The sequence below is a fragment of the Bartonella sp. AC62GZZY genome, assembly GCF_042196525.1.
Taxonomy (GTDB): Bacteria; Pseudomonadota; Alphaproteobacteria; order Rhizobiales; family Rhizobiaceae; genus Bartonella.
This window is the reverse complement of sequence record NZ_JBHIQN010000002.1, coordinates 272,975-283,040: the sequence shown is the minus strand read 5'-3', so window position 1 is coordinate 283,040 and position 10,066 is coordinate 272,975. Positions and strand designations below refer to the sequence as shown.

Annotated in this window: 9 protein-coding genes; all 9 read right to left on the bottom strand. The window is 39.2% G+C overall.

Annotated elements, in window-relative coordinates; all coding sequences use genetic code 11:
- The coding region (cyoD, locus tag ACFIML_RS02660) for a cytochrome o ubiquinol oxidase subunit IV (protein WP_375687310.1) at window positions 1-660 on the bottom strand (660 nt) is incomplete at its 3' end.
- Window positions 660-1,328: a cytochrome (ubi)quinol oxidase subunit III gene (locus ACFIML_RS02655; RefSeq protein ID WP_375606191.1), complete on the bottom strand. Its 669-nt coding sequence runs from the start codon at window positions 1,326-1,328 to the stop codon at window positions 660-662. The genes cyoD and ACFIML_RS02655, both read right to left, overlap by 1 nt.
- On the bottom strand, window positions 1,325-3,343 hold the full coding sequence (cyoB, locus tag ACFIML_RS02650; RefSeq protein WP_375607850.1) for a cytochrome o ubiquinol oxidase subunit I: 2,019 nt from the start codon (window positions 3,341-3,343) through the stop codon (window positions 1,325-1,327). The genes ACFIML_RS02655 and cyoB overlap by 4 nt, the downstream gene beginning before the upstream one ends.
- Before the next feature lie 84 nt (window positions 3,344-3,427).
- The gene (gene cyoA / locus ACFIML_RS02645; RefSeq protein ID WP_375606229.1) at window positions 3,428-4,399 is read right to left on the bottom strand and encodes a ubiquinol oxidase subunit II; all 972 of its coding nucleotides are present in this window, start codon (window positions 4,397-4,399) and stop codon (window positions 3,428-3,430) included.
- A 131-nt stretch (window positions 4,400-4,530) separates the two neighbouring features.
- Window positions 4,531-4,983 carry a type II 3-dehydroquinate dehydratase gene (aroQ, locus tag ACFIML_RS02640; protein WP_375606189.1) on the bottom strand — a complete coding sequence of 151 codons (453 nt, stop codon included), beginning with the start codon at window positions 4,981-4,983 and terminating at the stop codon, window positions 4,531-4,533.
- A gap of 55 nt (window positions 4,984-5,038) precedes the next feature.
- Complete coding sequence (gene recF, locus ACFIML_RS02635) at window positions 5,039-6,172, bottom strand: DNA replication/repair protein RecF (protein WP_375687308.1); 1,134 nt, start codon at window positions 6,170-6,172, stop codon at window positions 5,039-5,041.
- A gap of 20 nt (window positions 6,173-6,192) precedes the next feature.
- On the bottom strand, window positions 6,193-7,314 hold the full coding sequence (dnaN, locus tag ACFIML_RS02630; RefSeq protein WP_375606188.1) for a DNA polymerase III subunit beta: 1,122 nt from the start codon (window positions 7,312-7,314) through the stop codon (window positions 6,193-6,195).
- A 186-nt stretch (window positions 7,315-7,500) separates the two neighbouring features.
- Window positions 7,501-9,072, bottom strand: a complete 1,572-nt coding sequence (dnaA, locus tag ACFIML_RS02625; protein WP_375614899.1) for a chromosomal replication initiator protein DnaA — start codon at window positions 9,070-9,072, stop codon at window positions 7,501-7,503.
- A gap of 701 nt (window positions 9,073-9,773) precedes the next feature.
- Complete coding sequence (gene rpsT / locus ACFIML_RS02620; protein ID WP_273790272.1) at window positions 9,774-10,040, bottom strand: 30S ribosomal protein S20; 267 nt, start codon at window positions 10,038-10,040, stop codon at window positions 9,774-9,776.
- Between the last annotated feature and the right edge of the window lie 26 nt (window positions 10,041-10,066).

Sequence of the window (10,066 nt, the reverse complement as noted above, 5' to 3'; positions counted from 1 at the left end):
AGGAGTTTGCGTACTTAGACCCTGCCCCATGGGCATTTCTGAACCAGGTGCTTGATCTACAGGAGTTTGCGTACTTAGACCCTGCCCCATGGGCATTTCTGAACCAGGTGCTTGATCTACAGGAGTTTGCGTACTTAGACCCTGCCCCATGGGCATTTCTGAACCAGGTGCTTGATCTACAGGAGTTTGCGTACTTACACCTTGCTCCATCGAAACCTCTGAGCCCTGTATCTTTTCTGGCTGTTTTCTTACGGATATATCTTTGTTTGATAACGGCTCAGATACTGAAGAACCATCTCTACTTGATATTTCCGGTTCAATAACACGTCCTGAGCCACCCATCATATTATAATTCAAATGAGAAATAGCCCACCATGTACCCCCAATAATAATAAAAACACAAATAGCAGCAAACCATAACGCATTTAAATTCCACTTGGCATCTGGACCAGAACTCAAGTGTAAAAAGAAAACAATTTGTACTACAATCTGAATAATCGCCATCCCAATAAGATATGCAACTTTTGTACTGACTGCCCAACTTTCCATCATTCCATACATCACAGGAATAAAAGAACCCAAGGTGAAAAATACAGCCAGAATAAAACCGACCAAATAGGAACCAGTACTGGGACCATGTGTTTCATTTTGCATGCTCATCACAACGCTCCTAATAGATAAACCATGGTGAAAACACCAACCCATACAATATCAAGTAAATGCCAAAAAATGGAAAGACACGCTAAACGTGTTTTATTATCCTGATCCAAACCATTACGACGAAGATGACAAAACATCACGACCATCCAAAGAAGACCAACACTCACGTGAAGACCATGGGTGCCAACCAAAGCAAAAAATGCTGACCAATAAGCAGAAAGTATCTCCCGTCCAAAAAGCTGTAAACCTGTTGCAGGATCAATACCCGCATAAGCATTTGGATCGAAATAAAAAACCTCACTCAAAAGTTCATGAAATTCGTAAAGTTCCATACCAATGAAGCAACACCCCAATACAAAGGTAATAGCCATCCATAAACGCACACCACTGATGTTATTTTTATGTGCTTGTACCATTGCAAAGCCATAAGTGACGGATGAAAACAACAAGAAAGCAGTCTCAACCAAAACAAACTTTAAATCTATAAACTCACTGCCCGCTTTACCACCACCATAAGAAGCAGAAAAAACAGCAAAACTTGAAAACAGTGTCGAAAACAGGATTAAGTCTGAAAGAATATAGACCCAAAAACCAAACGTCATTACCGAGCTACTATCGTGGTGAAGTTCATCTATAGTACTCGCGTTATTCATTGTTACAGCACTCATACTGTCACTCCTTGTTCTTTAAGAACAGCCGTAAAGGCATCTTCAGTTTTTTGCACTTCTTCAGCTGGAATATAGTAACCATGATGATCACCTGTTAATGAATGACACACAAGCGTTGCAATAAAACCAATCAGTCCAACAGCAGCAAGCCACCAAATATGCCAAACAAGTGCAAAACCAACAACTAATAAGAAGAATCCCGCAATAATTCCAGCCGATGTATTCGACGGCATATGAATTTTTGTGAATCCACTTGTCGGACGTTGATAACCACTTTTCTTCATATTCCAATAAGCATCATCAGACTGTATCTTTGGAAGGAGGGCAAAATTGTAGGCAGGAGGCGGTGAAGAGGTAAACCATTCAAGTGTACGTGCATCACCCCAAGAATCATTCAACGTTACCGGTAGGTGACCTTTATGCTTAATACCATACCAAATCGCCAAAACAACCTGTAACACAAAACAAAGGATACCAAGCAAGATAATAAAAGCACCTAGAGCAGCAATAATAAACATCGGCTGCCAACTAGGTTCCATGTAATGCTGGAGACGACGTGTTGCACCCATTAAACCAAGCGCATAAACAGGGAAAAACGCAAGGTAAAAACCAATAAACCAACACCAGAAAGATGCAATACCTAGTATGCGATTTGGTTTATAACCAAAAGCTTTTGGAAACCAAAAAGCAAGCCCTGCTAAATAAGCGAAAACCACACCTCCAATAATTGTATGATGGAAATGCGCTATCAAAAAGAGCGAATTATGAAACTGCCAATCTGCAGGAACAATAGATAATAAAACACCAGTTAACCCACCACCAACAAACGTAAAGATCATTCCCATGCACCAAAGCATTGGAGGCTCAAAGCGAATCCGACCTTTATACATCGTGAGCAGCCAATTAAAGACTTTTACACCTGTTGGAACTGCGATGATCATCGTAGCAATACTAAAGAAGGTATTTACAGCTTCACCACCACCCATTGTAAAGAAATGATGTCCCCAAACAAGAAGCGAAAGAATCAAAATAACCACCATGGCCCATATCATGGAAGTATAACCAAAGAGGCGTTTTGAAGAAAAAGTTGAGACAACTTCAGACACAATGCCAAAAGCAGGAACAACCAAAACATACACTTCAGGGTGACCAAAAACCCAAACATAATTAATCCACACCATTGGATTTCCACCACCAACGTTAGTAAAGAAATTCATGTTCAAATAACGATCACATGCCAAGAGCGCAAAAGCAACAGTTAAGACAGGATAAATAACTACAATAAGAACATTGCTGACAAAAGCGCTCCAACAAAAAATAGGCATTTTCATCATTGTCATTCCAGGAGCACGCATTTTAATCATCGTTGCAATAAAATTCACTGATCCCATTGTTGTTGCAATACCAGAAAGCTGAAGAGACCATAAATAATAATCTACCCCTGTATCTGGACTCGTTTGTAATTCTGTAAAAGGTGGATACATCAACCAACCACCACGACCAAAATTACCAACACCTAGGGATATATTAATCAAAATCGCCCCAGCTGCCGTAATCCAAAAACCCAGATTATTTGCAAAGGGAAAAGCAACATCACGCGCACCAATTTGAAGCGGTATAAGATAATTAAAAAGACCAAATAAAATAGGCGTAGCCATGAAAAAAATCATGATCGTACCATGCGCCGAAAAAATTTGATCAAAATGCTCAGGAGGTAAATAACCTGCTGTTTCACTCCCAAGAGCTAAAGCTTGATGCGTTCGCATCATAAGTGCATCCGCAAAACCGCGAACAAGCATAATAATTCCAAGAACTATATACATTATGCCTATGCGCTTATGGTCAACAGTTGTAATCCAATTTCGCCATAAAATTCCCCACCACCCAAGCGCTGTCAGAGCAACGACAGCAATTAAACCAACCAAAACAATCGCAATACATGTATACAAAACGATCGGTTCATGTGCAAGCGCATGAAAAGCACCTGCCGTAGGATCTGTAAGTCTTCCAAACATTTCTCAACCCATTTCAAATGAAATTTAAGTTTAAAAGAAACCTTATATTAAAAATATTAAAAGGGCTCTTTCTCTATTGACCCTTTAAATAACATCAGGATCAAATACTGAACACAGTGCACCCCATAGCGTCTGAGCAGCAGCACGTTTCATTAAATCTTCATTACACACCGTATTTTCATCGACACATCGATTAACAACACGATAGTAAAGCCGCTTCTCAACAGGTGCAAAATAACGAACTTCAGCATCTTTTTCCTTCGCAGCAATATCACCCATACGAGGCGCAATAGAAAGTTGACGATAAGATGTACGATCAAGTACTCGACCATTAGCCCGAGCTTTTACAATCCAATCCTCAAAATCCCGCGAAGACACAGAATGCCACTTAAACCGCATACCCGAAAAACCATCACCACTGTAATTTGCTGAGGTCCCTTTGAATACCCCTTGTTCTTCAGCGACCAAATGCAACTTAGCATTCATCTGCGGCATAGCGTAAAGAACCGTACCCAATTTGGGAACCCAAAAGGCATTGACAGAATTCTCTGACGTCAATTGCAATAAAACTTGACGTCCTTCAGGCGCGTAAATTTCATTAATCGATGCAACACCATATTCAGGATAAATAAAAAGCCACTTCCAATCAAGAGCTACAGCATCAATCTGCAATGGCTTTCCTTCACCCACCACCTCTACTGGAAGGGGATTTGTAGGCTCAAGCTTATAGGTATAATAAGTTGTTAATGAACCTAAAACCATTATGATTACAATGGGAATACTCCACATCAACGCTTCAATTTTATTTGAATGCGCCCAATCAGGAGAATAGTCCGCTTTCACATTCGATGCACGATATTTTATAGCTAAAAATACCACACTCACCATTACTGGAATGACAACGCAAAGCATAACAGCCACACAAACAACAATCAAAATTAACTGTTGACGTGCAACATAACCTGATGGCTGTATAACATCAATTTTACAACCAGACAAAAGCAGTGCTCCCCCTAAAATCACAAGCATCTCTAATTGTCTAACAAAGCTTTTCATCTTCATTTACCCCCGTCATACGCACTAAAAATTGTCATAATATAACACCTTAATATTGTACAGATTTGAAAATAATTATCAAGTGAATTCAATGCCAATACTACTCTTATCCAACGTTTGCTCTTTACCTATCACAAATTAATTATTTTGCTTAATTGTTTTGCAATATACTCAAGTGCAAACCGATATCCATCACCTCCACACCCAGTTATGATAGCGTCTACACCTGCAGATGTATAAGAATGGTGACGAAAAGCTTCACGCTGATAAATATGAGATAAATGAACTTCTACTTTCGGCCCTGAAAACATTTTTAGGGCATCGAGAAGTGCAACAGATGTATGACTGTAAGCCGCTGGGTTAATGATCAATCCAGAACTTGCCTCTATTGCTTCTTGTATCCATGCTACTAATTGCCCTTCACAGTTACTTTGATAAAAATTTATTATGATATCATTTTTTTTTGCCCATTCTCTGCATCTTTTTTCAATACCTTCTAGAGTTTCAGTTCCATAAATTCCTGGCTCACGTTGACCTAGAAAATTTAAATTAGGACCATTTAAAATCGTTATTATCTCTGACATAGCAAGCCTTTTCTTTCAGAGTCATCACTTATTAGAAAAATATTTAGCATGTTTTTTACAGCAATAAAGCTCCATTCTTAATCTCAAAAAATTCTGCGCGTCCTTTTAAGTCATCAAATAAAACACGATCTGTTCCTGTCATAAATGTTTGTACAGCTAAATCATCAAGAATATCAAATAGAGCAGCACGTCGATGCGAATCAAGATGAGCAGCCATTTCATCAAGAAGAAGAATGGGAGATCTTTCCGACATCATACCTGTTAGACGTGCATGACACAAAACTAAACCTGTTAGCAGCGCTTTTTGTTCACCTGTTGAACACGATGTTGCTGTTCTATTTTTATCAGAATAAAAAACCTGCAAATCTGCACGATGTGGTCCTTCTAACGTCCGACCAGCAGCACGATCCATTGCGCGATTATGCCGTAATCGATCACAAAATTGTTCTTCAACTTCAGTTGCTGATATTTCATTAAGAGCTGTTTCTAAAAAACCATCAATTTGCAAAAAAGCTCGTGGAAAAGGTATATGAGACGGCATTTGTGTAAACATGTCATTTAAAAGCCGAATAACATCAACACGCGCCGCAGAAATAGCTGTCGCCAATTCTGCCATTTGCTTTTCTAAAGCATCAAACCAAGCACAATCTTCATTTCCATCTAAAAACAAACGATTTCGTGCGCGCATAGCTCTATCATAATCGGCTATGCGGCGCCTATGCAACGGATCAATCGCCAAAACCATACGGTCCAAAAAATTACGGCGCTCAAGTGAAGGACCTGTAAAAAGACCATCCATAGACGGTGTTAGGACACTAATATGACAATAATCTGTTAAGCAATCACCTGGTTCACTCACACCATTAATATGGACCTTTCGACTGTTATCGCTAACCTCCAAAGCTGTACCAATCTTTACTTCACCATAAAGAGCACATTCAAGACGTGCAAATACAACGAATCCTTCACCTCCGCCCTCTACAAAGCTAACATCAGAATAAGCAGCACGTCGCAAACCACGACCAGGAGAAAGAAAAGATAACGCCTCTAAAAGATTCGTCTTACCAGCACCGTTATGGCCAGTAAAAACCACATGCTGACCCGAAAAATGAATATTAAAAAAAGAATAATTACGATAACGTAAAAGCTTCAGCTGCCTCACTGCCACTTTGTGCACACGACTCGCCATGCATTGCAAAACAATTGCCCCTAAACGCGAATAGGCATCAGTACATAAAGCACATCCGCATCATCATTATCACGAATCAGAGCTGGTGCTCCAGCCTCAGCCAACATAAAAACCATCTCATCACTTGAAAGCTGCCCAGCAATATCCAAAAGATAACGTGAATTAAATCCTATCTCAAGCGGTTCAGATGCATAAGTTACTGATAACTGATCTTCTGCACTGCCCGAATCTGGGCTATTAACAACAAGCCTTAACTGTCCATGCTCAATCGTTAATTTAACTGCACGCCCCCGATCACTTGAAATCGTTGAAACACGATCAACTGCAGAAGAAAAGTCCTGCCTATTAACAATTAATTCTTTATCATTTCCAAGAGGGATAACACGTTGATAATCTGGAAATGTTCCATCAATTAATTTTGATGTAAAAATCACAGAGCCTATAGAAAAACGAATTTTTGTCTCCGAAAGCTCTATACATACATCGCTATCATTTTCTTCTGAAAGAAGTTTTTGCAATTCTCCTACAGCTTTACGGGGAACAATAACTCCAGGCATTCCCTCAACTCCCGAAGGAGCTTCCATCTCAACTTGTGCCAAACGATGACCATCAGTTGCAACCAAACGCAATTTCAAAACACCATCATTAATAATATGGAAATAAATACCATTAAGATAATAACGGGTTTCTTCAGTAGAAATAGCAAATTGTGTACAATCAAGTAAATGTTTTAAGCCTGATGCCGATAGAGAAAAACGATAACCAAATTGCCCAGGAAGCGACTCTGGAAAGTCTGCCTTCGGAAGACATTGAAGCTGAAAATGTGCACAACCCGAAACAACGGACATTGTACCTGCTTGATTCTCATCGAGGGATAATACAACTTCATTGCTATCAGGAAGTTTTCGAATGATATCATAGAGCAAATGTGCCGGAACAGTTGTTGCTCCAGCTTGTTTAACATTAACTGCAAAAGATTCCATAACCTCTAAATCAAGGTCTGTTGCTTTTAACTGTACACGGCCATTTTCTGCATCAATCAACACATTCGATAAAATAGGAACAGTATTACGGCGCTCTACCACACGGTGAACCCGACCAAGAGACTTGAGAAATTGACTGCGATCAACTGTAATACGCATAAAAGCCCCGTATGATTTACTAAAAACTATAAAAATTCCTTAGAATTAAAGAATAGATCCCTTTAGAGAATCGCCTAATAGAGTTTATTAAACCTCTCTTAAAATGACAAGCCACTACTGCATAAGAAAAAACAAATCCTTTTATTAAATCCTTTAAAGTTTCTCCAAAGAAAGAAACGATAAACATTATACAGCCTGTTCTCCAATCAACCGCTTAAGCAATTCAAGTTCCTTAGCTAAGGTCTGATCACCACAAACCAAATCTTCAATTTTACGCACAGCGTGTAAAACTGTTGTATGATCACGCCCACCAAAACGGCGTCCAATTTCTGGTAATGAGCGAGGAGTTAATACTTTTGCTAAATACATCGCAACTTGCCGTGGCTTCACAACCGTACGTGTTCGGCGATTAGACAACAAGTCCTGTTTAGAAACATTATAATGGCGCGCTACCGTACGCTGAATTTCTTCAATCCGAATTCGCTTAGGTTCTCCAGGACGTGTCAAGTGACCTAATAACTCATCAATCCGTTCTAAAGATAAATTAGACTCAAAAGATTGACGAAATAACAACTGATTAAATGCTCCTTCAATATCACGTCCCGACCCTAAAACCGTTTTGGCAATATATTCCAAGATATCATCAGAGATTGATATCATGCCATCATCTTGTTGTGCCACCTTTAACCGCTGACGCAACATTTGTAAACGCATTTCATAATCTGGTGCTTCAATTTCAAGTGCGACTCCTCCTTGAAGACGAGATCGAACGCGAAGATCAAGCGATTCTAATTCTGCTGGTGGACGATCTGCAGCGACAACAACTTGTTTTGCACTATCAAGCAACATATTAAGCAAATGGCAAAACTCATGTTGTATCGACTTTCCCTGCAAAAACTGCATATCATCAATAATCAAAAGGTCGATATCACGAAGCTGTTCTTTAAAAGAAAGAGCATCATTATCACGAATAGCTGTTGCAAAACGCCACATAAAATATTCAGCAGTTAAATAAATAACACGTGCAGATGTTAAACGCTTCAATGCAGAAGCCGCAATCGCTTGAAGCAAATGTGTTTTTCCCAAACCAACAGATGCGTGAATAAAAAGAGGATTAAAACGCAAAGCGCTTTTATGCCCCTCCGCAATTGAACGTGCAGCCGCTAAAGCAACACGATTAGAAGCCCCCTCAACAAAACTTTCAAAAGTATAGCGAGAATCAAGTGGAGATCCAAAAACCCCCGTTTGAGAATTCTTAACTGAATGCTCTGCACAACTCTCAACAAAAGATGAAGCCGCCTGCTCCTCTAGCACAACAGGAGGAACACTTCTTTTACAAACGACATCTCTTGAAACGCGTTCCATACCACGAACAATAACTTCAACACGAATAATTGCTGAATTCTCTTGTTTCCATAAATGAGTCAAAAGAGAACCATAGTGATTATTAATCCATGAACGTAAAAAAGCAGTAGGAACAGAAAGCTTTACAAGAGTATGACTATATTCAGCAAGCTTCACACGTCCAAACCAACTGGTATAAGCCTCAACACCAACCTGCACCTTTAACTGCGCCATAACACGGACAAAAGCCGCCGCACTTTCCTCCTCTGAAACAATAGAATGCCCTATAGAAGCATTTCTACAAACGTTCTCATCACTTTCCGTCATCCTATTCTTTATTATGTTCTCTGCCGACAGGATATTTACCGAAACCCTTTTAAAGGAACTAGCTTTAGAGTTCAATTTATCCACCATCTTCCATCCTGATAAAAATAAAATTTTGTCCTGCCAAACAACTAAAATAAATCTAGCGAAGGCAAAACGCCCTACCCCAAATAAGATTACTCACCCTCCCCTAGGATAGCCTCATCACAACCCCACTAACAAAGATGACCAATAAGATTTATTTGCACTCATGATATGACCCACCCTTCTAAAATGGTAAACATATCCATTAAGAAAACTAAAAAACCGCCAGAAACCTCTCCAACACAAAAGTTTCGAAAAACCTAAATCAAAACATCTTGTATTCAACAAAATACAGAATAATGCGCTGATGTGACCCCTTCATGCTTCTTAGTCTTCATAAGAACCATACAAAACAGCAGAGGTAAAATGCAAGAGGTCAAAATAAAATCAAAAAACCCGAAAAAAATGCTTATATTAATGAGGACTGAAAAAAATATTGATTCAATTCATTTTTTTTCTCTAAATTTACCAATAATTAAAGAATCTCTTCAGATTTAAAAAAAAAAATAAAATGCTTGACAAAAAAGACTCTGTACAAATCCACAAAGCTTGTGGATAACCATACCTCCCCCTATAAACTTTCTCTCCTTTTTCAAGTGGAGAATCATTATCGATTCTTATTTTCAATAGAAACTTTTTGAAATAATAAACAAAAAGCCAGCACCCTCATGGATACTGGCTTTGTTCTCAATTAAAGGAAAAAAAGCTTAAACGCTGAGAGCCTTCAAACGTTTAGCTAAACGTGATACTTTCCTCGCAGCAGCATTTTTATGAAAAACCCCTTTAGAAACTGCACGCATAATTTCAGGCTCAAAATTCTTAAATGCAATCTCTGCAGATGCTTTATCGCCACCCGCTAAAGCATCATCAAACTTACGTATAAAAGTACGAACGCGTGAACGGCGGGCCTTATTAACCTGTGTGCGCGCCGCAACCTTGCGCACCGCTTTTCGAGCAGAAGGTGTATTCGCCATAAATATACTCTCTCTTTCAACACCTT

Coding starts and splice junctions, on each gene's coding strand:
- ACFIML_RS02655 (WP_375606191.1), bottom strand. CDS start 1,328: ATGAGTGCTGTAACAATGAATAACGCGAGTACTATAGATGAACTTCAC.
- cyoB (WP_375607850.1), bottom strand. CDS start 3,343: ATGTTTGGAAGACTTACAGATCCTACGGCAGGTGCTTTTCATGCGCTT.
- cyoA (WP_375606229.1), bottom strand. CDS start 4,399: ATGAAAAGCTTTGTTAGACAATTAGAGATGCTTGTGATTTTAGGGGGA.
- aroQ (WP_375606189.1), bottom strand. CDS start 4,983: ATGTCAGAGATAATAACGATTTTAAATGGTCCTAATTTAAATTTTCTA.
- recF (WP_375687308.1), bottom strand. CDS start 6,172: ATGGCGAGTCGTGTGCACAAAGTGGCAGTGAGGCAGCTGAAGCTTTTA.
- dnaN (WP_375606188.1), bottom strand. CDS start 7,314: ATGCGTATTACAGTTGATCGCAGTCAATTTCTCAAGTCTCTTGGTCGG.
- dnaA (WP_375614899.1), bottom strand. CDS start 9,072: ATGGTGGATAAATTGAACTCTAAAGCTAGTTCCTTTAAAAGGGTTTCG.
- rpsT (WP_273790272.1), bottom strand. CDS start 10,040: ATGGCGAATACACCTTCTGCTCGAAAAGCGGTGCGCAAGGTTGCGGCG.